This window comes from Paenibacillus sp. sgz302115 (assembly GCF_056120445.1).
Window position 1 is genome coordinate 53,181 of sequence record NZ_JBVYOK010000024.1, and the last position, 24,747, is coordinate 77,927.

Annotated in this window: 19 protein-coding genes; 3 read left to right on the plus strand and 16 right to left on the minus strand. The window is 52.5% G+C overall.

Annotated elements, in window-relative coordinates:
• Positions 1–44: 44 nt before the first annotated feature.
• The 3 genes from AC0LWN_RS28145 to xylA form a co-directional block, all read right to left on the minus strand.
• Positions 45–1,538 carry a response regulator transcription factor gene (locus tag AC0LWN_RS28145; RefSeq protein ID WP_474671245.1) on the minus strand — a complete coding sequence of 498 codons (1,494 nt, stop codon included), beginning with the start codon at positions 1,536–1,538 and terminating at the stop codon, positions 45–47.
• A gap of 141 nt (positions 1,539–1,679) precedes the next feature.
• Complete coding sequence (xylB, locus tag AC0LWN_RS28150) at positions 1,680–3,176, minus strand: xylulokinase (protein ID WP_474671209.1); 1,497 nt, start codon at positions 3,174–3,176, stop codon at positions 1,680–1,682.
• Between the two features lie 392 nt (positions 3,177–3,568).
• A complete protein-coding gene (xylA, locus tag AC0LWN_RS28155) occupies positions 3,569–4,885 on the minus strand; it encodes a xylose isomerase (RefSeq protein WP_474671211.1) in 1,317 nt (438 codons plus the stop codon).
• A 484-nt stretch (positions 4,886–5,369) separates the two neighbouring features.
• Here xylA and AC0LWN_RS28160 point away from each other — a divergent pair, with 484 nt between their 5' ends.
• On the plus strand, positions 5,370–6,530 hold the full coding sequence (locus AC0LWN_RS28160) for an ROK family protein (protein ID WP_474671213.1): 1,161 nt from the start codon (positions 5,370–5,372) through the stop codon (positions 6,528–6,530).
• 93 nt (positions 6,531–6,623) lie between these two features.
• On the opposite strand, the gene AC0LWN_RS28165 is transcribed toward AC0LWN_RS28160, so the two are convergent.
• The 12 genes from AC0LWN_RS28165 to AC0LWN_RS28220 form a co-directional block, all read right to left on the minus strand.
• Positions 6,624–7,268 (minus strand): GNAT family N-acetyltransferase, encoded by a 645-nt coding sequence (locus tag AC0LWN_RS28165; protein ID WP_474671215.1) that lies wholly within the window; start codon positions 7,266–7,268, stop codon positions 6,624–6,626.
• A gap of 108 nt (positions 7,269–7,376) precedes the next feature.
• On the minus strand, positions 7,377–7,610 hold the full coding sequence (locus AC0LWN_RS28170; RefSeq protein WP_019908367.1) for a glutaredoxin family protein: 234 nt from the start codon (positions 7,608–7,610) through the stop codon (positions 7,377–7,379).
• A 33-nt stretch (positions 7,611–7,643) separates the two neighbouring features.
• Entirely contained in the window at positions 7,644–8,585 is a 942-nt protein-coding gene (gene trxB / locus AC0LWN_RS28175; protein ID WP_474671218.1) for a thioredoxin-disulfide reductase, read from the minus strand.
• A 416-nt stretch (positions 8,586–9,001) separates the two neighbouring features.
• Positions 9,002–10,969 (minus strand): heavy metal translocating P-type ATPase, encoded by a 1,968-nt coding sequence (locus AC0LWN_RS28180; protein ID WP_474671220.1) that lies wholly within the window; start codon positions 10,967–10,969, stop codon positions 9,002–9,004.
• 553 nt (positions 10,970–11,522) lie between these two features.
• Positions 11,523–11,828: a hypothetical protein gene (locus tag AC0LWN_RS28185; protein WP_474671222.1), complete on the minus strand. Its 306-nt coding sequence runs from the start codon at positions 11,826–11,828 to the stop codon at positions 11,523–11,525.
• 304 nt (positions 11,829–12,132) lie between these two features.
• Positions 12,133–13,191, minus strand: coding sequence for a hypothetical protein (locus AC0LWN_RS28190; RefSeq protein WP_474671224.1), 1,059 nt, complete (start codon positions 13,189–13,191; stop codon positions 12,133–12,135).
• Positions 13,192–13,968: 777 nt separating this feature from the next.
• Positions 13,969–15,261, minus strand: coding sequence for a homocysteine synthase (locus AC0LWN_RS28195; RefSeq protein WP_474671226.1), 1,293 nt, complete (start codon positions 15,259–15,261; stop codon positions 13,969–13,971).
• 214 nt (positions 15,262–15,475) lie between these two features.
• Positions 15,476–16,069: a GNAT family N-acetyltransferase gene (locus tag AC0LWN_RS28200; protein ID WP_474671228.1), complete on the minus strand. Its 594-nt coding sequence runs from the start codon at positions 16,067–16,069 to the stop codon at positions 15,476–15,478.
• 21 nt (positions 16,070–16,090) lie between these two features.
• Entirely contained in the window at positions 16,091–16,768 is a 678-nt protein-coding gene (deoC, locus tag AC0LWN_RS28205; RefSeq protein WP_474671230.1) for a deoxyribose-phosphate aldolase, read from the minus strand.
• Positions 16,769–16,879: 111 nt separating this feature from the next.
• On the minus strand, positions 16,880–18,637 hold the full coding sequence (locus AC0LWN_RS28210) for a methyl-accepting chemotaxis protein (RefSeq protein ID WP_474671232.1): 1,758 nt from the start codon (positions 18,635–18,637) through the stop codon (positions 16,880–16,882).
• A 246-nt stretch (positions 18,638–18,883) separates the two neighbouring features.
• Positions 18,884–19,963, minus strand: a complete 1,080-nt coding sequence (locus AC0LWN_RS28215) for a bifunctional 3-deoxy-7-phosphoheptulonate synthase/chorismate mutase (protein ID WP_474671234.1) — start codon at positions 19,961–19,963, stop codon at positions 18,884–18,886.
• A gap of 495 nt (positions 19,964–20,458) precedes the next feature.
• Positions 20,459–21,742, minus strand: coding sequence for an ArsB/NhaD family transporter (locus AC0LWN_RS28220; protein ID WP_474671235.1), 1,284 nt, complete (start codon positions 21,740–21,742; stop codon positions 20,459–20,461).
• Between the two features lie 234 nt (positions 21,743–21,976).
• On the opposite strand from AC0LWN_RS28220, the gene AC0LWN_RS28225 reads away from it, so the two are divergent.
• Positions 21,977–23,080 carry an LLM class flavin-dependent oxidoreductase gene (locus AC0LWN_RS28225; RefSeq protein ID WP_474671237.1) on the plus strand — a complete coding sequence of 368 codons (1,104 nt, stop codon included), beginning with the start codon at positions 21,977–21,979 and terminating at the stop codon, positions 23,078–23,080.
• On the opposite strand, the gene AC0LWN_RS28230 is transcribed toward AC0LWN_RS28225, so the two are convergent.
• Complete coding sequence (locus AC0LWN_RS28230; RefSeq protein WP_474671239.1) at positions 23,069–23,689, minus strand: flavin reductase family protein; 621 nt, start codon at positions 23,687–23,689, stop codon at positions 23,069–23,071. The genes AC0LWN_RS28225 and AC0LWN_RS28230 overlap by 12 nt on opposite strands.
• Positions 23,690–23,783: 94 nt before the next feature.
• On the opposite strand from AC0LWN_RS28230, the gene AC0LWN_RS28235 reads away from it, so the two are divergent.
• Positions 23,784–24,482, plus strand: a complete 699-nt coding sequence (locus tag AC0LWN_RS28235; RefSeq protein WP_474671241.1) for an ArsR/SmtB family transcription factor — start codon at positions 23,784–23,786, stop codon at positions 24,480–24,482.
• Positions 24,483–24,747 lie beyond the last annotated feature (265 nt).

A 24,747-nucleotide genomic window follows, 5' to 3' on the forward strand; every position in this document is an offset into this window, starting at 1 on the left:
TGATTGTTATTATACAGATATATACCGGATTTCAGTAGGTCTTTTTATTGCTCCTTACGGAAAGCGGTTGGAGATACACCGACGTATTTACGGAATTTGGCATTAAAATAATCGGAATTCATATAGCCGACCTTTTCGGCGACCTCATACACCTTCATGCCCTGATTCAAAAACTGCTTCGCCTTCTCAATCCTTACCTTATCCAGATAGGTGTTAAAATGCTCGCCCACCTGATTCTTGAACATCTTGCCCAAATAGGCGCTGTTGTAATTAAATACTTCGGCAAGCGACCCCAGCTTCAGGTTCTCATTATAGCGGCGCTGGATCAGATCGGTGATTCGCTTGATCTCATTACCCCGTCCCCCGCTGTGCATCTGCTTCGCTATTTGCTCCATATAATCCGATACCATCGTCTCGACATCGCTGAGATAATCACAGCTGTAGACCTCGCTCACGGGTGAAGCATGCGCCGCAATAAAGGAACGGATCTCCGAATTTGCCGCCTCCAGACGGGCGATGGTGCTGCTCACAATCCGTATCAGATTATCCTTGATGTAGGTTTCTTCCCGTTTCACAGCAACCAGCTTACGGATAATTTGTCCCACAAGCGGCTTAATTGCTTCATTGTTCCCCGTCTCAATAGCCAGCAGCAATTGCACTTCAACGTCACGTTCGGGATCAAGCTCCGCTTCAGGCTCTATCTGCGGCTCCGCCCAATCATCCGTAATTCCGCTAAGAATCGTACCCTTTCTGCCCAAAAAAGCTCCTTCGAGCAAATGGCTTGCAGCCGTGAACGACCTGGATGCCTCTTCCGGTCCAGCGGCGGCACCGCCGGCAGCGGCATAAAACTCCAGACCATGCCCTGCGATCACCTCATTCAGCTTCCGCCATAGGGCTGTCCGGTCAGCTTCATCCCGCAGCGGCGCCTTCAGAAGCAATCCCATGTAAGGCGGCAGGCTGAAGAACAGCACGTCCTCCTGCTGCCAATAATGCTCGAGCTGTTTCCTTACCTGCTCTTCGCGGGCATCTTCACCCTTCTGGAGGTGCTTCAGCTCCAGAAGCACAACCTCGCAGCTCTGCCCTTCCAGACCAAGCTCCGCAGTAGCTTCAGCCGTATCGGCACTGTCCTCCTGCGGCTGCAGCAGCTGGCGCAGCAGATTGTCGCTGCTGCGTGCAGCGCCACCCGCCTGCAGCTGGCTCATCAGTTCCTCCCGGCTTATCGTCTCGCGCAGATTCTGCAGATAAGAGACCAGTTCATCCTCATCCACCGGCTTGAGCAAGTATCCGTCGATATGATAGGAAATCGCCCGTTTGGCATATTCGAAGTCGGCATGGCCGCTTAGGATCAGCACATGGCAGTCGGCGTTTTCTTTACGCAGCTCGTTGATCAGCTCCAGGCCGTCCATTCCCGGCATCCGGATATCTGCAACAATCAGCTTGGGCTCAAACGTATGGAACTTTTCGAGCGCCTCAAAGCCGTTCGCTGCTGTCGCCACTACAGTGTAGCCCTGCTCCTCCCAAGGAATCAGGGTGCGCATGCCTTCTCTTAGTTTAGGCTCGTCATCAACAATCAGCACTTCTATCAATATTCGTCAACCCCTAAGGCGAAATCCCGGAAAGAAGCCTTGCGGCTTCTCTCCGGGATTTCCAAGATGTAAATATGGACGAAGCCAGACCAGCTATTTCCGGTATTCAGCCAGTTTATCATTTAATGCACGTGTTTGACCATAGACTTCCTGGTACAATCCGAACAATCCATCGTACAATGCCACCTGCTGCGCATTCGGTTTGTACACCTCCGCAGGACGGATGAAGGCCTCTGCGCATTCGCCAAGCGACGTAAACCAGCCGCTGCCGTAAGCAGCCAGCATTGCCGCTCCCATTGCCGGCCCTTGCTCACTCTCCAGCTTGATGATCGAAGCGTTGAAGATATCTGCCTGCATCTGCAGCCATGCTTCATTCTTGGCTCCGCCGCCGATGGCTACAATCTCGGTAATGTCCTTGCCGGACTCGCGCACGATCTCAATGGATTCACGCAGCGAGAATGTAATCCCTTCCAGTACCGAACGGGTGAAGTGGTTCAGGGTATGGCCGGAATCCATGCCGATAAAGCTGCCGCGGATATTCGCATCCGCGTGCGGGGTGCGTTCACCAACAATATACGGCGTGAACAGCAGACCGCCGCTGCCTGCCGGGATGGAATCCACACCCTTCAGCAGCTCGTCGAAGCTTTTATCTGCTGCGAAGGTTTCCTTGAACCAGGTCAGGCTGTAGCCTGCGGCCAGGGTAACCCCCATGATATAATAGGCATCCTTCTCCCCGTGGTTGAAGAAATGGACTTTGCCTTCCAGATTAAGATCCTTGTTGCTCTCATAAGACAGCACTACACCGGAGGTACCGATGCTGCACATGGTCCGGCCTTCGCCGAGAATACCGGCGCCGAGCGCTCCGCAGGCATTGTCCGCTCCGCCGGCAAATACCTTCGTGGAAGGCAGCAGGCCGGAGGCTTTGGCAATCTCAGGCAGCAGCGTGCCAGTCAGATCAAAGGACTCTACGAGCTTCGGACAGAGCGAGACTGGCAGATCGAAGGCTTCGGCGATTTCTGCGCTCCACGTTTTGGAGCCTACATCCAGCAGCAGCGTACCTGCAGCATCGGAATAATCCATAGCGTAATCGCCGGTCAGCCGGTAACGCACATAATCCTTCGGCAGAAGGAACAGCTCCGCCTGGGCCAGCACCTCCGGTTCATTCTCCTGTACCCAGAGAATCTTAGGCAGGGTGAAGCCTTCCAGCGCACGGTTTCTGGCGATTTCGATCAGCTTCTTGCCCAGCTTCTGCTCAATCTTTCGGCACTGCGCGGTAGTGCGGGTATCATTCCAGAGAATGGCCGGGCGCAGCGCCTTCCCATCCTTGTCCACGAGCACCAGCCCGTGCATCTGCCCGGAGAAGCTGATGCCATCCACCTGAGACGCGTCCACACCTGAAACCTCAATCAGGCGGCGAAGGCTTTCAAGCGTCCCCTTCACCCAATCCTCAGGATTCTGCTCACTCCAGTTCGGCTGCGGTCTGCTGAGCGGATAAGCTTCCGAGTGCTCAAAGGCCACCTTTCCCTGCTGATCTACCAATACAGTCTTAACCGCACTGGTTCCAAGATCGACACCGATTACATATTTCATAGTTAACCTCCTGAAAGTTGGAATTAGTATATAAACCAAACTTGTGATTTTTCTATTTCGGATTCTGGTCGTAACTGCGGGGAATGTTTGGACTTCCGGCCGCTGTTGTCTGCAGATTTCTTGATTTTTACCGCTCTTCGCGGTGGAAATCCAATCATAGCTTATGCTTCCGATGCGAGCTTTCCTGCGGAAAGCTTTCAGGCGGACGCTACCGCTCCTACAGTTCCAAACCTCCCCTCCGCTACTTATCCTTATATTTGATTTTCAAGTTATGAAGCAGATTCTCTTCTATTCAACAAAAAAGGGGCTGCCGAAGAATGCTCTCTTCAGCAACCCCCGTTGCATTAATGTAGTGCGGGCTTAAACCAGAGAAGCAGTGCTTCCTCTGGGTACTACTCAGCCAGGATGTATTGGTTCAATGTGGCTCTGAGCAGCTCTTGACGTCCGGACTGGTTCGGACGCGGATTCTCGTTGTTCAGCGCGTAGTCAGCAAGCGAAGCCAGAGTGGCTTTGCCGGATACGATATCTGCGCCGACACCTTCGGTGAAGCTGCTGTAGCGGTTGTCGATGAAGTTTTCGAATACGCGGTCTTCAAGCAGCTTGGCAGCAACCTTCAGGCCTTTGGCATATACGTCCATACCGGAGATGTGCGCCAGGAACAGATCTTCAGGCTCGAAGGACGGACGGCGTACCTTGGAGTCGAAGTTAACTCCGCCTTTGCCAAGTCCACCGTTCTTGAGTACTTCATACAGAGTCAGTGTAGCATCATAGATGTTAGCAGGGAATTCGTCTGTATCCCAGCCCAGAAGCGGATCGCCCTGGTTCGCGTCGAGCGATCCCAGCATGCCGTTGATGCGGGCTACACGAAGCTCATGCTCAAAGGTATGACCAGCAAGTGTAGCATGGTTGGCTTCGAGGTTCAGCTTGAAGTGCTTGTCGAGATTATATTTCTGCAGGAACGCAATCGTTGTTGCTGCATCGAAATCATATTGATGTTTGGTAGGCTCTTTTGGTTTAGGTTCGATCAGGAATTGAGCATCGAAGCCGATTTCCTTAGCATAGTCGATTGCCATGCTGAACAGGCGGGCAATGTTGTCCTGCTCAAGGCCCATATCTGTATTCAGCAGGGTTTCGTAGCCTTCACGGCCACCCCAGAATACATAGTTATCCGCGCCCAGACGTTTGCCGACTTCCAGACCTTTCTTCACCTGTGCAGCCGCATGTGCGAACACATCAGCGTTGCAGGTGGAGCCTGCACCGTGCATATAGCGCGGATTAGTGAACATGTTGGCTGTGTTCCACAGCAATTTTTTGCCGGAAGATTTCATGCCTTGTTCCAGAAGGTCTACGATAGTGTCAATGTTGTTGTAGAACTCACGCAAAGATGCGCCTTCAGGAGCAATGTCCACATCGTGGAAGCAGTAGTACTGCAGGTCCATCTTCTCCATGAATTCAAAAGCGGCTTCAGCGCGGGCCTTAGCCTTATCCAGTGCACTCAGCTTGTTCCAGCTGCGGACTGCAGTTTCAGCGCCGAACGGATCGGATCCGCCAGCCGTTAATGTATGCCAATAAGCCATTGCAAACTTCAGGTGCTCCTCCATGGTTTTGCCGGCTACGATTTCTTTTGGATTGTAGAATTTGAATGCGTAAGGGTTAGTGGACTTGCTTCCCTCGTAAGAGATTTTACCCACTGTTTCAAAATAAGCCATTTGTGAAATCCTCCTCGATATTATACTTTGCCGCAAGCGTTTACAGCATCATCTTAACACATCTTTCCGACTTTGTATATTGGTTAAACAAAGTTTTATTCAACTTTTTTTTTCTGCTTCCTGACCTCTCCGTCTGACGCCAAACTCCGCTTCTCCCCCTATGTCCTTCCCCTTATTTACTGACATAAAGTTCCCTCAGGCGGCGCTGTCTATGCGTCCATACTCTCAGCCTTAACCGTGTTGCCTGTTGCAATTTGCCGCACATCGCACTAGACTAAATGGCATACTTCAAGTAGAAACGGCTACACCGTCCAAAAAGGGAGCATATGCTTTCGAAGCAGCGATACTCCGTATCGCTTTCAGGTACCCGTTTCAGCGAGAAATAGAAGGATAATTTATGACGCGAAGCATATAAAGTCTTATATTTAAAATGAAAACGTTACCCAATTTACATACTTATATTTTCAAAAAGGAAGTGTGCTTCGTGAAGGTTACCGGTGATCAGGCACTGGTCAAAAAAATCAATAAATCAATCATTTTACATACGATTCGCATGCAATCTCCGATCTCCCGGGCCAGAGTATCTGAAATGACCGGACTCAACAAAGCCACGGTATCCAACCTCGTCGCCGAACTATGCGGACAGGAGTTAGTCACCGAAGCCGGGCCCGGGGAATCCAGCGGCGGACGCAAGCCGCTGATGCTGCACTTCAACAGCATGGCCGGCAGTGTAATCGGCATCGAGCTGCGGGTGAAGCAGCTCACGGCCGTGCTCTGCGATCTGGGAGGCGGCATCCTTAGCGAGCGGGACTGCAGGCTGGAAACCCATGATCTGCCTTATGTACTGGAGCAAATGAAAAGCATTATCTCGGAGCTGATAGCTGCTGCGCCGGTCTCGCCTTACGGCATCGTAGGCATCGGGGTAGGCGTGCCGGGAATGGTTGATGAGCATGGCGTTGTGCTGTTCGCGCCCAATCTGGGCTGGGAAATGGTCGATCTGCGGGCAATTCTGGAGGATGCCTTCTCGGTCCCTGTCACCATCGACAATGAGGCTAACGCGGGAGCACAGGGAGAGCTGAACTTCGGTGCGGCGCGCGATGTGCGCCACCTGCTCTATATCAGCGCAGGGTCGGGGATTGGCTCGGGAATTATTATCGGCGGGGAGCTGTACAAAGGCGCACGCGGATATGCCGGAGAGACCGGACATATGACCATTGAAGCGGAAGGCAAGCCCTGCAGTTGCGGGAGCAGGGGCTGCTGGGAGCTGTACGCTTCGGAGAAAACCTATGATAATCCAGAGATATCGCTTCCCGCGCGAACAACACCGGAGCTTGTTCGGCATGCGCTTGAGGGGCAGGAGGAAACTCTGCACCACTTCTCCGTGATCGGTGAGTATCTTGGTATCGGAGTAACCAATCTGATTAACAGCTTCAACCCGGAGCTGATTGTCATTGGCGGCGCTCTCTCCGAGGCCGAGCCCTGGCTTGGAGAACCGCTGCGCAGAGTCGTCGCAGAGCGGACGCTCCCTTATCATAAGCAGCAGCTCGAGATTACCTTCTCCACACTGGGCAGCCGGGGAACCATGATCGGAGCAGGCTTTTCGGCCGTCATGCACTTTCTCGGAAATATCCGCGTGACTTTGTAAACAAATTGACGTAAATTCTCCGCAATTACAGCAGTGCAAGTAGAGTAATTGGAGGAACAATCCTATATAATAAGAGGTGCAGTGTGACAAATATCACTGCATACCTCTTTTTTTGAAATGGAGAGTGAGTCCATGACCTATGTTGATACGTCTGATATTTCGGCGCAGATGTTCATCACCGTGCTGCTGCTGCTGCTCATCATCGCTCCACTCATCAGCCTCGGCGTTCTGCGCCTGTTCCAATCGCGGAAGAAATCCGGAATTATGCTTATTTTCAGCGGGATCGCCGTCTATGCCATTTTTCAAATGGTCATGTCGATCACTCATGCTTGACAGAACACAGTTGAAGCGCTCGGTGCCCGGATACTTTTCGCCCAGGCTGGTAATCATAAATCCGCAATTTCTGTAAAAGCCGACAGCATCCTTATCCGTCTCGGCCTGCAGTGTTTCAGACTTTTTACACTTGCGGAGCTCTTCGATCATTGCACTACCGATTCCTCTTCCGCGCAAACGGGTCTGAACCGCCAGATGACGGATTTCCACCGCCTCCGTACCCAGCCGGATACCAAGCAGCCCTGCCAATTCACCGTTCACAAAGGTTCCCAGCAGCTCCAGAGAATCCTCAGTCAGATAATGGTCCAGCTCCTCCAGTGCCCGCACTTCTCCTGCCCACATACATTCTGCCAGCAGACGCGCAACCGCATCTCTGTCCCAATAGTTTTCCAAGCTGATTAGCAATGTTCACAGCCTCCTTATCAGTTGCTCCTGCACCGGGCAAACGAAAGACCGCCTCCAGCGCGGAAGCGGCCGTTCTCCTCTTAAGTAGAGGAGTTATTGTTAATGCTCTTAAATAGTAGCCAAAGCCTTGTCAAATTGTGTTTTGTTCATGCCTACGATTTTGAAGTCGCCGATGACGGTTACAGGCACAGCTCTCATTCCCATATCCCAAACCTGCTGGGCGAAATCATCGTTCTGTTCAATGTTGCGCTCCTCGTAGGAGACGCCCTTCTCGCTCAGGAAGCTTTTGACCTGACGGCAATGCGGACAGTTGGTTGAAGTGTATACAATAACATTTTCCATAGTTAATCTCCTCCTTAAGGTTGTGTAAGAATATTACAGAATAACCGCGCTGTGCTCCAGACTCTCGATGTATTTCTCGGCATCCATTGCCGCCATGCATCCGCTGCCTGCTGCGGTAATTGCCTGTTTGTAGCGGGTATCCTGCACGTCACCGCAAGCGAATACGCCAGGAATATTGGTCTCAGAGGTGCCAGGTGTGGTAACGATATAACCATTCGCATCGGTTGTGATCTGTCCGCCCAGGAACGCCGTGTTAGGGTGATGCCCGATGGCTACAAATACACCGCTCGCTTCAATGATTTCCTCTTCTCCTGTCTCATTGTTAAGCACCTTAATTCCGCTCACGCCCTTGTCGCCGGCGACTACTTCCAGAGGAGTGCGGTTCAATGCCCAAGCCACCTTGTCATTATCGCGGACACGGTCCTGCATGATCTTGGAGCCGCGCAATTCTTCCCGGCGGTGTACAAGAGTTACCTTCGAGGCAAAACGGGTCAGGAAGCCTGCTTCCTCTAGCGCCGAATCACCGCCGCCGACCACAACGATCTCTTTGCCGCGGAAGAAAAAGCCGTCGCAAGTAGCGCATGTGCTGACTCCCCGTCCGATATTATCCTGCTCGCCCGGAATACCCAGGTATTTCGCCGTAGCGCCTGTAGATAGAATCAGGGTATCCGTAATCAGCGTACCCATACCGTCCACATTCAGCTTAAACGGACGTTCGCCCAGTTCCACGCTGTTCACCCAGCCTGTAACAAACTTGGCGCCAAAACGTTCAGCCTGCTTGCGCATATTGTCCATCAGATCAGGACCCATAATCCCCTCAGGAAAACCGGGGAAATTCTCTACTTCCGTTGTAGTGGTAAGCTGTCCGCCCGGCTGCGGGCCTTCGATAACCAGCGGGTTCAGATTGGCGCGGGCCAAGTAGATGGCAGCAGTCAATCCGGCAGGACCAGTACCAATAATGATTGATTTATACATGCTTTATCCTCCTTGAGTTGGACGGTTAAGACGTCAGCTCTTCATCATTCTTATTTAAAATAATTATAATCTAGTATTAATTATGCTCAACTCAAGGGAATATGTCAATATGCCAGACACGCTGTAATCGTACCCATTTTGTGAACAATTCAATTTCAAGCAATTAATTTTTCACAATGACTGCTATATAAGTTGAACTTTATTTTTTCATATTTGGGCCAAGCCGTAACTGCGGGGAATGTTTGGACTTCCGGCCGCTGTTAGGTTTGGATTTCCTGATTTAAACCGCTGTTCGCGGTAGAAATCCAAACCTAAAGGCGGACGCATTCGCTCCTCCAGTTCCAAACTTCCCCTCCGCACTCCTACCTTTTATGATTTTTAAGTTCAACTTATATAGATTAGCCGTGCCAGGTTTTTTAGCGTAAAAGTCTGAGTCCATTAAGGATAACTAGTATTGTGCTGCCCTCATGGCCGATAACACCAAAAGGAAGGGCAATCCCCTGCAAAAAGTTGCTCAGCATCAGTGTAGCTATCACCGTTACGGCAAACACCATATTCTGCTTCACTATACGCTGAGAACGCCGGGCCAGGGCAACCGCCATCGCAATCTCTTCAATGTTATCGTTCATCAGCACGACGTCGGCAATCTCAAGCGCCGCACCGCTGCCCTTCATGCCCATTCCCATGCCGACTGTGGCCGTGGCCAGCGCCGGTGCATCATTCACCCCGTCGCCCACCATGATCACATTTCCGTATTGCTCGCGCAGCGCTTTGACATGCGTTACTTTATCCTCCGGCAAAAGATCGGCAAATACAAGATCAACGCCGGTTTTTTCAGCGATCACTTCTGCTGTTGCGGCGCGGTCGCCGGTCAGCATCGCCACCTTAATGCCCAGCTCCTGCAGCTTGCGCACCGCAACTTCCGCCTGCGGACGGACGGTATCCTGTAGTGCAATCATTCCGGCAATGTCCTCACCGGCAAGAATAAGCGACACCGTCTTGCCTTCTGCCTCGAACTGCTGACGCAGCGAGATCCACTGCTCATCCCCATTCCCAGCTTCATTGTTCTTCCGTTCATCCAGCAAATTGGATTTGCCGATTCTCCACAGCTGCCCGTCAATCAGCCCTTCAATCCCCCAGCCGGTCACGGACTTACTCTCCTGAATCACTGGCAGCTCAAGCTGCTCCTCCTCAGCCAAGCGGACAATCGCATCCGCCAGCGGATGGCGGGATAATTTCTCAATCGACGCACTAACCGCCAGTAGCTCATTCCGGTCATAACCTTCTCCGGCGACGAAATCAGTCACCTGCGGTATGCCTTCGGTCAATGTTCCAGTCTTGTCAAAAGCGACCACAGAGGTCTTAGCCATATTCTCCAAATGAACGCCGCCTTTGAAGAGGATGCCTTTGCGCGCGCTTTTGGAGATGGCCGACAGCATTGCCGGCATAATGGAAGAGACCAGTGCGCACGGGGAGGCCACAACCAGAAATACCATAGCTTTGTAGAATGTGGCGCTCCAGCTCCAGTCCAGCAGTAACGGCGGCAGAGCAATTAATGCTACTGTAGCAGCTACCACTACCCGGGCATAAATCGACTCCAGCCGTTTGATGAACCGCTGCGACTCAGGCACTTCTGTTTCTGCTTCTTCAACCATTCTAATGATCTTGGCAAAAAGCGTATTCTCCGCTGACTTCGTTACCTCTATATAAAGCGGACCTTCGCCATTGATGGTTCCGGCAAACACTTCACTGCCGACTGTTTTCTCAACAGGCAGGGATTCACCCGTGATGGACGCCTGATTGACAGCCGATTCTCCCCGGTAGACTGTACCGTCTGCAGGGATCAATTCGCCGGGGCGCACAAGCAGCATGTCTCCGATTGCCAATAGTTCGATCGCAACCTCACTCATGCTCCCCCCTTCAATGCGAACAGCGGTAGCCGGCTTAAGAGCCATCAGCGACGAAATGTCTTTTTTGCTGCGCTCCATCGTATAGCTTTCCAGCGCTCCGCTCAGTGCAAAAATAAAGATCAGCATCGCGCCCTCATTCCAATAGCCGATCGAAGCTGCGCCCAGTGCGGCGGCGATCATCAGCAGATTTACGTCAAGATCACGCTCTTTGAGCAGCGTCTCCACGCCCTCTTTCGCCTTGATCCAGCCGCCTAGCGCATAGGAAACAACGTATAGGATGATGGAAAAGACCTCAGACCAGCCGCTGACTGCCCAGGCAATAAGCATAAGTAGTCCACTGCCAAGAGCAGCCTGCATTTCAGCATTGCCCAGCATGGCCACCGGATCGAACCGGCGTGGTTTCGGCGCCCGTGGCTGCTGTGCGCTGCCTTGCTGGGCCATTCTTTTAGGCATTTGTTCAGATCTTGCTTGCATAGTGATCACTCTCCTGATTGGTTTGCGGGGATATTTGGCACCCTCCCCTGTGAGGTGATATGTGCTGCTGAGAATGAGAGCCATTATTACAGCCCCTAAAATGACACATGCTGCCCCGGCTCAGCCGGGACAGCATGGTAAATGAGAATGATAATCGTTTTTGCCATCGTACAAATTTATTTCCTCAGTGCAACTTATACTACTAATATATCACGTTCTCCGGGAAAGTAAAGCCTGAGGCTCGGTTGATTTTGCAGGTAGAGGCTTGTGAGGAGGGGATTATATTCATTAGCACAACGCTAAGGGGGTGTTCTATATTACCGAAGTACTGATAATAGAGGCATTACAGTAGTGCTGACAATAGCGCCATTACAGTAGTGCTGACAATAACACGCTGTCTACAATAGGTGCAGGCGTACCAGCCTGTCCCGTCTCTTTCGTGCCAAATGTTCAGGCATTGAAGCTTCAGCAGCTAATTATTGAGGTGAGTGAATGAATGAGTGAGTGAATGGCTTCGGGCCATAGGTTGTAGAGCGGGCAGGGCGGACAAATCTTAAGTGGTGGAGAAGTGCGCGGGAAAGGTTAGGGGGGGAGTATAAGGAGTTATGGACTGGGGGGATTTAACAACGGCATTTTTGCCGTTGTTTTTGGGGGAACCGGCCAGTTGGGCTTCAACAACGGCATTTTTACCGTTGTTTCCCAGACAATCGGCCGGCAGGGCTTCAACAACGGCATTTTTGCCGTTGTTTCCCAGACAATCGGCCGGCACGGCTTCAACAACGGCATTTTTGCCGTTGTTTCCCAGACAATCGGCCGACGGGGCTTCAACAACGGTATTTTTGCCGTTGTTTCTGAGCACTTTGGACCTTTGGAGAATTTGAACTTATCTTCGCCTTTATGTTCACCTCATCTACAACGAGAGAAGAATCACAAATTCAATTAAATAAGCATAGCAGCGGGACGCAGACCCGCTGCTATGCTCTTGGAGAATATGTTAGTCTCCGGTGGACTACCGTTCCGCTTGCTTAGCAGGAAATGCCTCTTGATCCTGGCCGAACGTATGCTCAAGCTTAAACCGCCTATCCGGTCTGATCTGACTAGACCGGTGACCCGCTCCAGGCAGAGTTGACCTGTTACGCAGGTCAACTCTGCAGGCCCGCCGGTTATTGCCATCCACCGGCGGCTGTGTCGGGCTGGTCCTGCCGGGCCATCCAGGTCAGGCAGGCCGCTATGAGCAGCGCTTCGGTCCGCTGGGCCGCGCTGCAAAAGATCCCGCTCAAGCCGATCCGGTACAGATCGGCCAGAGCATGCGCCGCCGGTGCCCCCGCGGCGAGCACTACCGCCGCCGGCTTCACGCTCCGCACGGCGGCCAGGATCGCTTCCGCCGCCTGGGCGAAGCCCCCGGCGGCGCTCTCCTCCGGCGCGGCTTCGCCCGCCGCGCCGTCCAGCACAAGGAAATCGGCGATGCGCGCGATTTCCCCCGCGGCGGCGTGCTCTACATCGGGCGACAGGATCGCCCCGATGCGGCACGCCGCCGCGTAAGCGTGGCCGAGCGTCTGTTCGGCCACGTCTTCGATGAATTCGCGCTGCGCCGCGAATTCGGCAGCGCTGGCGGGATACGCCGCCAGCAGGTCCACGCGGCAGTCGCTGCCCTGCCGCTGGCTCTCAGCGACCGCAGCGAACAGCGCCTCAAGCAACGCATCCTGCAGCGCAGCCAGCTTTATCGGCGTTGCGGCCAGCTCCGGCGTGCAGGGCAGAGTGACTGCGGCCCAGATTCCATCCGCAGACTCCAGCAATGCGGCGGATGACGCCCGCAGCCGGTAATAGATCCGCTGCAGAATCCGGCCATCCAGCATTTCGTCTTCACAGGATAACCAGTTGTCATAAAGTCCGGCCAGCTCTGGCGTCAACAGCCATTCCTCGCTGCGGATCAGACAAGGCCCCGCCGGATAACCACCGGCTTCCCCCCGAAGGAGCGGCCGTTCCCCGCGCCCTTCGCGCAGCACCAGAAAGGCCGGACGTTCGCCCGGACGTCTGAAATAGGCAGCGTTCAGCGGCCCCGTCCCCTGCTGCCGCTCTCCTTCAGCAATAAACTCCGCAGCGGCGGAAGCAACGGAAGCGGACTTGCTCATCTCCACACCGATTGCCCGATCCCCGGCATGATACTTGAACGGGCGCTCCTCATTGCTCCCGTTATGATTCTGCTGTCGTTCAACCTTCATCACCGCACCCACCTTTTACCTTAGGATTGCTGCCGGTGTTCACTTGGCTTACCATGCCGCCCGGCAAATGAATAGGCTTCATTATTATAAATACGGGTTTGTGCCGCAAAATATGCAAGCGTTACCAAGTAAGCAGTAAATACCCAACCACTAACCGGTAAGGCTCTAAAATCCCAAGACTCCAAGGCTTCAAATAAGTTTCTTCTTTCTAAGGCATATGCTTACACGTCATGCGATATTCTGCATTCACTTCGGCGTGAGGGCAAAAAAAGACCACCCTCCCTATACGCCGTCCCTCTCCCGATGAACAGGCAGCACTTGGAGGAAGTACCCTCAAGCTGCCTGATTCAACTCTGTACAAGAATGACATTACGAATATGGATAGTGGTCTGCACCTGCCTAGTGAACCATGTTCCCCAATAGGTGCAAAAACGTACGCCCAGGAACGAAAATTGCATTTACTGCAGTTAAAAAGTGACTTAACCGCTTATTGTTGAAGATAGCTGTATTTCATACAATTAAAAATAGCGAGTAGTGTTCTTTTCGTGAATGGAGCATTATTTAAGTGTACGAAGTGCAATAAACTCTCTTTCGCGGCCGAAATCAGCCCATTTACCTGTATAAAATACAGTTGCAGCCTGGATGTGACCGAGCTAGCGAGCAACCAGCACCCAAATCCAATCCACTGCATTACGCAAGCAGGATTCTGCTGTTAACCGGCAAGCCGGGAGTACAAGCAAAGTTTTCTTATCCCGCTAAGCACATCCGCTGCAAAGACTATTGCTGGCTCGCGGCAATCGCCTGCTCCAGATCATACAGAATGTCGTCGATGGATTCCGTGCCAATGGACAGACGGATCAATTCCGGCGTTACCCCTGCTGCAATTTGCTCTGAATCAGATAATTGCTGATGCGTAGTGCTTGCCGGATGGATAATCAACGATTTGGAATCACCGACGTTGGCTAGATGGGAGAACAGCTTAACATTCTCGATCAGCTTGACACCGGTAGCCGCACCGCCTTTGATTCCGAACGTGAGAATCGCTCCCTGCCCCTTCGGTAAATACTTCTGGGCGAGCTTATAGGACGGGTGGCTTGGCAAGCCGGCGTAGCTAACCCATTCCACAGCCTCATGCTGCTCTAAATACTGGGCCACCTTCAGCGCATTCTGGCTGTGGCGCTCCAGCCGCAGATGCAAGGTCTCCAGCCCCTGCAGCAGCAGCCATGAGTTGAACGGGGAAATCGCCGCGCCCAAATCACGGAGCAATTGGACCCGTGCTTTGATGATATAGGCAATCGGCCCTACGGCCTCCGTGTATACTAATCCGTGGTAGCTCGGGTCCGGCTCAGTCAAGCCCGGGAATTTGCCGCTGGCTTTCCAATCGAACTTGCCGCCATCTACGATGACTCCACCGATGGAGGTCCCGTGCCCGCCAATAAATTTGGTCGCCGAATGGACAACGATGTCTGCCCCGAATTCGATAGGACGAAGCAGATACGGACTTGGGAAGGTATTGTCTACAATCAGCGGGATGCCGTGCTCATGAGCGATTGCAGCCACGGCCTCGATATCCAGCACATTTCCCTGCGGATTGCCGATTGTTTCGGCATAGAGCGCCTTCGTCTTGTCTGTAATCGCGCTGCGGAAGTTCTCCGGGTTATCCGAATCGACAAAATGCACCTTGATTCCCAGCTTGGGTAGTGTAGTGGAGAACAGATTATAAGTACCGCCGTACAGGCTGGCAGAGGAGACAATCTCATCCCCGGCCCCGGCAATATTAAGTATGGAGAAGGAAATCGCCGCCGAACCGGAAGCTGTCGCAAGCGCACCCGCCCCGCCCTCCAGTGCGGCAATCCGCTGCTCGAATACATCGGTGGTCGGATTCATCAGGCGGGTATAGATGTTGCCGAACTCCTTCAGCGCGAACAAATTAGCTGCATGCTCGGCGTCACGGAATCCATAGGAAGTGGTCTGGTACAGCGGCACTGCACGCGAAAAAGTAGTTGGGTCAATCTCTTGGCCTGCATGAACGGCTAACGTTTCAAACGACAGCTTGCGGTCTTCTGACATGGGTTATCCTCCCTTGAAATAAGTAATGGTAAACCTTAACACCTAAAGAATTGTACCTATTCTCTCACAAACTATGTCATTTGAAAAGAAAAAAATCTCATTATTCCCCTGTGTTTTATTACATTAGGAAAAATGATGGAATTTACACAAATCCCGCTTCAGGGATACGCTTACATAAATTCGGAACATTTGCCCTGAAATAACGAGCCATTCTTCAATGATTCGCTCCGCGGCATGAGTGTTTTAAATAAAAATACACCAAATCATCCACAAGCTCCTCTTCTCTCTCAAAGCCTAAAGCCTCCATCAAACGCATGGATCTTGCATTCCCAGGGTCAACCGTTGCCTCAATCATTTCCAGTCCCATCTGCCCAAAACCGAACTCAATCACCGGAAGGAGTGCTTCAGTCATCAATCCTTGGCCCCAATAGGCTCTGGACAGATCGAACCCGATTTCCGCTTTCGCCGGTGTACCCGTTACCCAGCAATGATACCCGCACGTGCCTGCCAATTGCCCTGTCTGCTTATCGAATATCCCCCAGCGGCAGCCCGTGTCTTCGATATGAAACTGAATAATCTCAATGGCTTCACGAATCTCTCTGCAGGGAGGGATATCCATGAAGCGTGTGACTTCCTCGTCGGAAAAATGCCGAAATACAGCCTCACTATCATCAAGTGTCAGTAATCTCAGAGTAAGCCTGTCCGTTTCTATCATAGGAAAATCCATCTTCGCCACCACACTCTCACCTCTTGGCCATTCTGTAAAAAACGGGGAAACGGAGTTGCCCGTTCCCCCGCCAATTCTCATTCTCTGGCTTGCTCTCCGGTATTAATAGCTGCTCTGGCTTTGCTCACCTTTGGCAATGGCTACGCCGCCGCTGGTGCCAATACGGGTTGCACCCGCTTTTACCATCACAAGCGCATCTTCTGCGCTGCGCACACCGCCGGATGCCTTGACGCCGATGTCAGGACCAACAGTCGCGCGCATCAGCGCGATGTCTTCCTTCGTAGCGCCGCCGGTGGAGAACCCGGTCGAGGTTTTCACATAATCGGCTCCGGCTTCGACAGCAAACTTGCAGGCGCGGACCTTTTCTTCCTCAGTAAGCAGGCAGGTTTCAATAATTACCTTGGTCAAGGCTTTGCCGCGGGCCGCGTCAACAACAGCAGCGATATCACGCTTAACCAGCTCATTGTTGCCGTCCTTCAGCGCGCCGATATTGATGACCATATCCACTTCGCCTGCACCATTCGAAATGGCATTGGTGGTCTCAAATGCTTTGGTTTCCGGTGTTGAAGCGCCCAGAGGGAAGCCGATAACCGTACATACCTTCACTTCCGGCGTGTCCTTCAAAACTTCATAAGCCGTAGATACCCAGGCCGGGTTAACGCATACCGAAGCAAATTTATAGGTCTTAGCCTCTTCCGCCAGCTTGATGATATCCGCTTTACGCGCATCCGCCTTCAGCAGCGTATGATCAATGATACCGGCCAGTGTGGTTTCACTCATTGTTAATTCCTCCATGACAGTCATTAGTAGATGTTCGCATTCCTTGTAATCATACCAATAGTAGAACACTTTGGAAAGCGGCCAGCTTCTGTGATGGAGCGACAGCCCCGCCTACACCCTCACCTGCCGGATGGCTTCCCGCATGTCGTTTGCATGCGCACTGATGACCGTTGAAGCCTCGTATACCTCTTTGATTTTCTCCAATTGAAAATCGGTCAGCTCACGGATCTGCCGGGTCTGCTCCGATACACCGCCAGCAATATGAGCCATGCTGCCCACAGTTGCAGCCACCTCTTCCGAGCCTGCGGACAGCTGCTCTGCCGTCGCCGACACATCAATGATCTGCCCGGCCACCTCACGGAAAGCGGCGGAGGCTTCCCGCAGGGCCTCTTCCGCTTCGGATGACATGCGTACGCCTTCTCCAACCTCCTTCGAGGCATCCGTCATCTGCGTACCGATGCTTGCCGACGCTTTGCCGATATGAGTCAGCAAATCGGCGACCCGCTGTACCGAAGCGGCAGAGCCCTCGGCCAGCTTGCGCACTTCACCGGCTACGACGGTGAAGCCCCGCCCGTGCTCCCCGGCGCGCGCCGCCTCAATCGAAGCATTCAGTGCCAGCAGCTTCGTCTGATCCGCGAACTGACCTATTGCCGCCAGCGCCCCTTCAATCTCATTCGCATAACCTTGCAGCAGCATCGCCATATCCAGGGTCTGCCCGGTAGAAACGGAGATCGACTTCATCTGCCGGTTCATTTCATTCATAACCGTCTGGGAGGATTCCACCATCTCCAGCGCTTTTACTGCCGATTCCGAGACAAAAGCCGAGGATGCCGAAATCCGCGAGATGCCTTGCGCCATCTCGTTCATCGCTGCAGCACTACTCTGCGCGCCCTCCGTCTGCGTGCTGGCACCGGTGTAGATATCTCCGATTTTACTATTAACCGTCTCACTCATCCGCAGCACATCATCGGCATTCCTGGCGAATGTCTCAGAGGAGCTGTAGAGGAAATCCGATGCCGTGGACACATGGGATACCATTCCCTTCACCCTTGCGTTCAAATCGTCCGACATTCGCAGCATCGCCCGATAAGCCGTACCGATCTCCTCTTGAGACTTAACCGGACGGGCATGCAGAATACGTGCCGCTTCGGCCAGATCCCCCTGTGCCATCGTGCCCGCACTTTCTGTAATCGTACGCAGCGGACGTAAGGCCCGGGTGATGAACCAAGTCATGATCCCCAGTGCCCCTAAGGATAAAGCGAGGATGATGCCGTAGAGCGGCAGGCTTTGGAGCAGGACATCGCGGGTCACAGTACTGAGGACTGAGACATCCGTATCAATACCGAGCGCTCCGACAAGAGCTCCCTGGGCATCTCTCATCGGTACGAATGCTGATATGTAGTCGCCATATTCGGGGTTCTTGATCACCGGGGAGCTGGCATTTTCTCCGGCAAGCACTGACTCAACCGCAGCAGCGGGCATATCCGTCTGCTCATTGATCGGCGAAGCCAGCGGATCTCCCTTAGGTCTGCCGTCGATCATCAAGAGCGGTTTGTTGTCTTTACCAATCCTGACAAAATACACATAACGCGCGCCGATAGACTTCCTGAACTGATCCAGTTCATCCCGGAGCGACCAGTACAGGTCTGTCTCCTGCGGCTCGGCCAAAAAATCGCTGTAGCGTCCGGCATCAATCTGCGTAACATAGTGGCTCGCGATGCTCATGTTATAGCTGCTGATCGTCCCCTTTACCGCTGATCCGGTGTTCGCCCACTGAATGGCGATGTTCCCCGCCGCGATACATAGAATGACTGCAGTCATAACACAGAGGATGCGGGCAATAAGACTTTTTCGGATAAAAGAAAACATGGAGGCCTTCCCTTTCGCGCACGGCAGTTGCGTTATTAAAGTAGGGTGTTTTAGGATTACACAATGACAAATGTCCCTCTAACCGAAAAATTTCGACAATATTCTTAAAATTCCTTTTTCCTGCCGGCAAAATTTTCTTGCACGAAAGAAGCTGCCACAGAAACTATTTGTTAGCTCCTGTGACAGCTTCATAATAAAAGCCATGCATAGATTCAATGCCCGCCGTTCAACCCGCGTCTGCAAGCATTAGCTGCGGTAAAGTCCAGAGGCCTTCACTTCATTGAAGAAGGTATTGAACTCCTCGATATTAAGCTGCTGGGCCGCATCGGACAACGCGGTAGCCGGATCGGGATGCACTTCCACCATAATGCCATCGGCTCCTGCAGCGAGTGCGGCCTTGGCACAAGGAATCAGAATATCCTTGCGTCCGGTGGAATGGGTCACATCGACCAGCACCGGCAGGTGACACTCCTGCTTGAGAATCGGTACTGCCGAGATGTCGAGCGTATTTCGGGTCGCTTTCTCATAGGTGCGGATGCCGCGTTCAATCAGCATGATCTCCATGTTGCCGCGGGACATAATATATTCTGCCGCATGGATGAATTCATCCAGCGTTGCGGATAATCCGCGCTTCAGCAGCACCGGCTTATTCACTTCGCCCACCGCTTTGAGCAGTTCGAAGTTGTGCATATTCCGTGCGCCAACCTGAATTACATCCACATAATCAAGGGCTTCCTCGATATGCCGGGGGTCTACGATTTCGCTGATCGTCAACAGGCCATGATCCTTGGCCGCTTCCCGCAAAATTCTCAGACCGTCCATTCCGAGTCCCTGGAAATCATAAGGGGAGGTACGCGGCTTGAAGGCCCCTCCGCGCATAACCTTCACACCGGCCTTCTGCAAGGCCGCAGCAACCGTGCGGGTCTGCAGCTCGCTCTCCACTGAGCAAGGACCTGCAACCATCAGCGAAGCTGATCCGCCAACGGTGACGTTCCCAGGCAGATTGATAACCGTATCCTCTTTATGATTTTTCCGGGCTACCAGCAAGGATTTCTTGTGATCCGTGCTTTGCAGATCAAGGGAAGCGGAGAAGATTTGCTTGAAGAGGGTACGGATGGTTCCGCTTGTGAAAGGCCCTTTGTTGCTCGCAACCAGCTTCTCCAGCATCTGCTTTTCGCGTTCAGGATCGAACTTCGGCACGCCCTGCTTTTCTTTTACAATTCCAATTTCCTGCACCACCTGGGCCCGCTCAGAGATCAGCTCCAGCAGTTGCCCGTTGATTTCGTCCAGGCGGGCTCTTAGACCATCCAATTCCACATTGCTCATTACCTTCCACTCCCTCTTGTAATTTGATTTGAATTTATGAACGCAAAAAGGCCCCCCGCCGCAAGGGACGAGGAGCCGTGGTACCACCCTTATTTAGAAATGAAACCCTATGCAAATACCGGGAATACCAAAATTCTATTCCAGGCAGGGATCACTCTGTCTTACACCCGGTAACGCGGAGCGCGGGCCATCCTACACATACCTTCTGCAGCAGGTACTTCAGGGGCCGACTCGGAAGTGAACTTCAGCGCAAATCGTCTCTTGAGGGTGCTCTCAGTCTCCGGCACACCTTCCCTGTTAAGATCCGCTTTTCACGCTTACTCTCTTCGTCATAGTCATTTTATTATGGACTGGCACTACTTGTGCACCAGTTTCTGCTATCTTAATCAAAAAGAGACGCATATGCAAGACATTATTTCACCGTGAACCAGCTTTAACGCATTGTAGTGTTTTTTTGGGTGGCATATATAGATAGCGGCCTGTCCTCTTTGCCGATCAGATCAGGTATCTTAGATAGACATACACGCTGGAAATGACAATCGAGAGCAGCATCAGCGGAAAACCAACCTTCAAATATTTCATAAATGTGATGGGATGCCCTTCTTTTTCAGCTAGACCGGCTACAATAAGATTGGCGCTCGCCCCGATCAGTGTACCGTTCCCGCCCAGACATGCGCCCAGAGCCAAGCTCCACCACAGCGGCTCCAAATTGCGGATCCCCAGCGTCCCCATCTCCTGAATCAAAGGAATCATCGTCGCCACAAAAGGAATATTATCCAGGAAGGAGGAGGCTATCGCGCTCAGCCACAGAATCAGCATGGAGGCCGCCGTCACATTCCCTCCGGTAAGCTCCATCGCTTTCGCAGCCAGTTCGGCAATCACACCGGTCTCCACCAGCCCCGACACCAGAACAAAGAGGCCAATGAAGAAAAATATTGTAACCCACTCCACGCTCTTAAAAGCCTTCTCCAGCATGTGCTCTCCGCCAGTCAACAGCAGCAGCAGGAACGCCCCCGCCAGCGCCACGGTCGCCGATTCCAAATGAACCGCCTGGTGAAGAAAAAAGCCAAGTATGGTAAGCCCCAGCACCGCAAGACACTTGCGCAGCAGCTTATAATCGGTGATCATCGCCCGCTCATCCATCTCCAGAATACTTTGCTGAAGCTCCGGGGAAGACTTCATTTGCTTGCCGAACATAAGCAGCAGCAGCGGTATATACGACACGATGATGATCAGGATCACGGGTGTCAGATTGTTGATAAACGCCATAAACGTCAATTCCTTCACAGCGCTGCCAATCATAATATTCGGCGGATCGCCAATCAGTGTCGCCGTTCCGCCGACATTCGAGGCAATAATCTGCGACAGCAGAAAAGGTAAAGGATTAATGCGCAGTTGCCTGGTGATGCTAAAGGTAATCGGTACCATCAACAGAACTGTCGTAACGTTATCCAGGAAAGCCGAGGCCAGCGCTGTGACAATAAACAGCGCAACCAATATTTTCCGCGGCTTTCCTTTGGCCAGCTTGGCTGCTTTTACCGCGACGTACGAGAACAGGCCGGTCTCGGCAGTAATGCCCACCATCATCATCATTCCCACCAGCAGCCCAAGGGTATTAAAATCAATATGCTCCAGCGCCGTTTCCTGGCTGACAATCCCTGCCGCAATCATGACCAGCGCTCCAAGCATAGCGAGAATTGTACGGTGAATTTTCTCAGAAATAATCAGTCCGTATATAAGCAGAAAAATACCAATCGCCCAAATCCCTTGCTGTTCCATAGTACCTCCAATATAAATTGCGGTAATACTTCTAATCCGAACTCCATCATACCTCCCTTGGAAGCAAAAAAGAAGCCCGGAGTTCACCAAACATTCATTAACAAACTTACATTCATATACTTACATTTTGTAAGTCGTTGTGTTACAATACCTTATATTCTTTCTTACATCGGACGAGCCAGGCTGTGAAGAAGATACTAATACAACATTCTACAGAATAAGGAGTTTGGACTGATGGATAACAATGCTAGAGAAACTGTGCCGGAATTTGAGTTTGGCCTATATACGCTGGGAGATATCGTAACTGATTGCCATACAGGGCAGAGAATCAGCCCACAGCAGCGTTTGAAGGAAGTGATGGACGCAGCCAAGCTGGCTGATGAGGCCGGGCTTGATGTGTTCGGCGTAGGTGAGCATCACCGCCTGGACTTTGTCATTTCCTCGGTGCCGGTCGTGCTGGCTGCCATTTCGCAGGTGACTAAGCGGATCAAGCTGACCAGCGCGACCACCGTGCTAAGCACCATTGATCCGGTGCGGGTATTCGAGGATTTCGCCACACTTGATCTGCTGTCGGATGGCCGGGCGGAGATTATCTCCGGCCGTGGTGCATTTCTAGAGTCCTTCCCGCTGTTCGGGTATGAGCTGGAGGACTACAAACAGCTCTTTAACGAAAATCTGGAGCTGCTGCTGGAGCTGAACCGGGAGGAAGTGATGAACTGGAAGGGGACCTTCCGTTCGCCGCTGAACAATGCCGAGATTGCTCCGCGGCCTTTTCAGAAGAAGCTTCCGCTCTGGGTCGGCATCGGCGGCTCCGCCGAAAGCGCAGAGAACGCCGGCCGCCTGGGGGTTGGCATGGCTATCGCCATTCTCAGCGGCAGCCCGGAGCCGTTCCAGAACCTTGCGGATACGTACCGCAAATATGGGGCTGAAGCCGGGCATGCGCCGGAGGACCTGAAGATTGCCATTACCAGCCACGGATATATTGCCAAGACATCACAGCAGGCATTGGACGATTTTTATCCTTATTATTACAGCTACCGCAATGCCATCAGCCCACGGCCTGGACAGGAATACCGCGTCTCGCGCAGTGATTTCGACCGCTTCGTCTCTCCGGTCAACACACTGGCTGTCGGCAGTCCGCAGCAGATTATCGAGAAAATTCTGTACCAGCACGAGCTCTTCGGCCATAACCGCTTCATGACTCAGCTCGATATCGGCGGGCTTCCATACGCTAAGGTGGCCTCCGCGATTGAGCTGCTGGCTACAGAGGTGGCTCCAGTTGTACGGCGGGAGATTGCCAAGAAAAAGAGCGGTGTTTCCCATAATTTACGTCTCTGAACGGTAGGATTTACCAAGCTCTGTGCTTAATCCAAAATAATGGCGGAAATTATAGATCAGCGGGTTCCAGCTTGCCGGATGAATATGGTGTTCACCGGCGGCCAGTTCCTTATGAACATGGACCTGTGTACTCTGCGTTTCGACAATAGCAAAATGCGGTGAACCTTCAGGAATACGGATATGCTGCACCCGCGCTTCAATCTGGATCGGGCATTCAGCGATTCTGGCTGTCTGTACCGTAGTGGATACAGCCTGCGTAAAGTCTGCATAAGCAAATTTATCCTTTTCATAACGAAATCCGGCCTGTTTCTTCTCAGCAGGAACCGGATTTTTTCCTGTCAGGCGGGCCAGACTCTCTACCTGCTTCCACTGGGAAGCTTCAGGCAGATTAATCACACATTCAGGGCTCCGCTCCAGATTTTCCAATGCTTTTCCGCCCGTTCCCAATCCCAGAATAATATGATCTCCCAAAGCCCATGAGGAGGAAATTGGACTTATATTTACAGTCAAATCCTCATTTAATGTCGTCAATAAAATGACCGGCATCCCGTAATAAAGAATTTTCGGATTTACCGGAACACTCAGGCCTGTTTTCGTACAATTATTCATACTTAAGCTCCTCTGCAAATGTATTCGATGAATATTGTATAATGGGGATCATACAATATTCATCGAAGTGTGGAATGCAGAAGGAGGATAAACGATGCATACCAATCCAGCCGTCGCCCGGGTGGCCTCCCTGATTAGCGAGCCATCGCGGGCAAGCATGATGACCGCGTTAATGGACGGCGGGTTCCACCCCGCCACAGCGCTAGCTTCTGCGGCCGGAATCAAACCGCAAACTGCCAGCTTCCATCTCGGCAAAATGGCCGAAAGCGGCGTAATCACCGTTCATACCCAGGGCAGACACCGCTATTATGGCATCGCCAGTCCGGAAATCGCCCAAGTGATAGAGCTCTTGTTATCTATCTCTCCCCCGGTAAAGGTTAACTCGCTTCGCGGCTCCGTCCAGGATCAGGCCATGCGTCAAGCCAGAACCTGCTATGACCATCTGGCCGGGAAATTCGGGGTGCAGTTCACAGAGGCTTTGCTGCTTGTGGGGATTATCGCTGAAGAAGCAAACGGCTTCTCTGTTACAGCCGCAGGTGAGCTTGCCTTGGGCAGGCTCGGAATAGAGCTGGACAAGGTTAGACGATGCCGGCGCGCCTTTGCCCCCAAATGCCTGGACTGGAGCGAAAGACGCTACCATCTTGGGGGTGCGCTGGGAGTTGCCCTCCTTCAGCTTCTGCTGGAGCGCCATTGGGTGAGCAGACTCCCGCAGACGAGAGCCATTGCAGTATCTACAGAAGGTAAAGAAGGATTGGCGGCTGCATTACCGTTGACCTTTAGGGGCTGGTCGTAACTCCGGTGAATGTTTGGACTTCCGGCCGCTGCCCGCCTGCAGATTTCTTGATTTATACCGCTCTACACGGCTTCAACAACGGCATTTCTGCCGTTATTTCCAAACAAACCACTCTACACGGCTTCAACAACGGCATTTCCGGCTAGGCCCCCTAATTCCGGAGTCTGCCCTATCAAAACTTAAGTTCTTGTAGGATTGCTCTTTCTTTCAAAGTGTAAGGTGAAAAAGACTGCGGTCCTCTAGCTTCATGACCCACTGAGAAAAG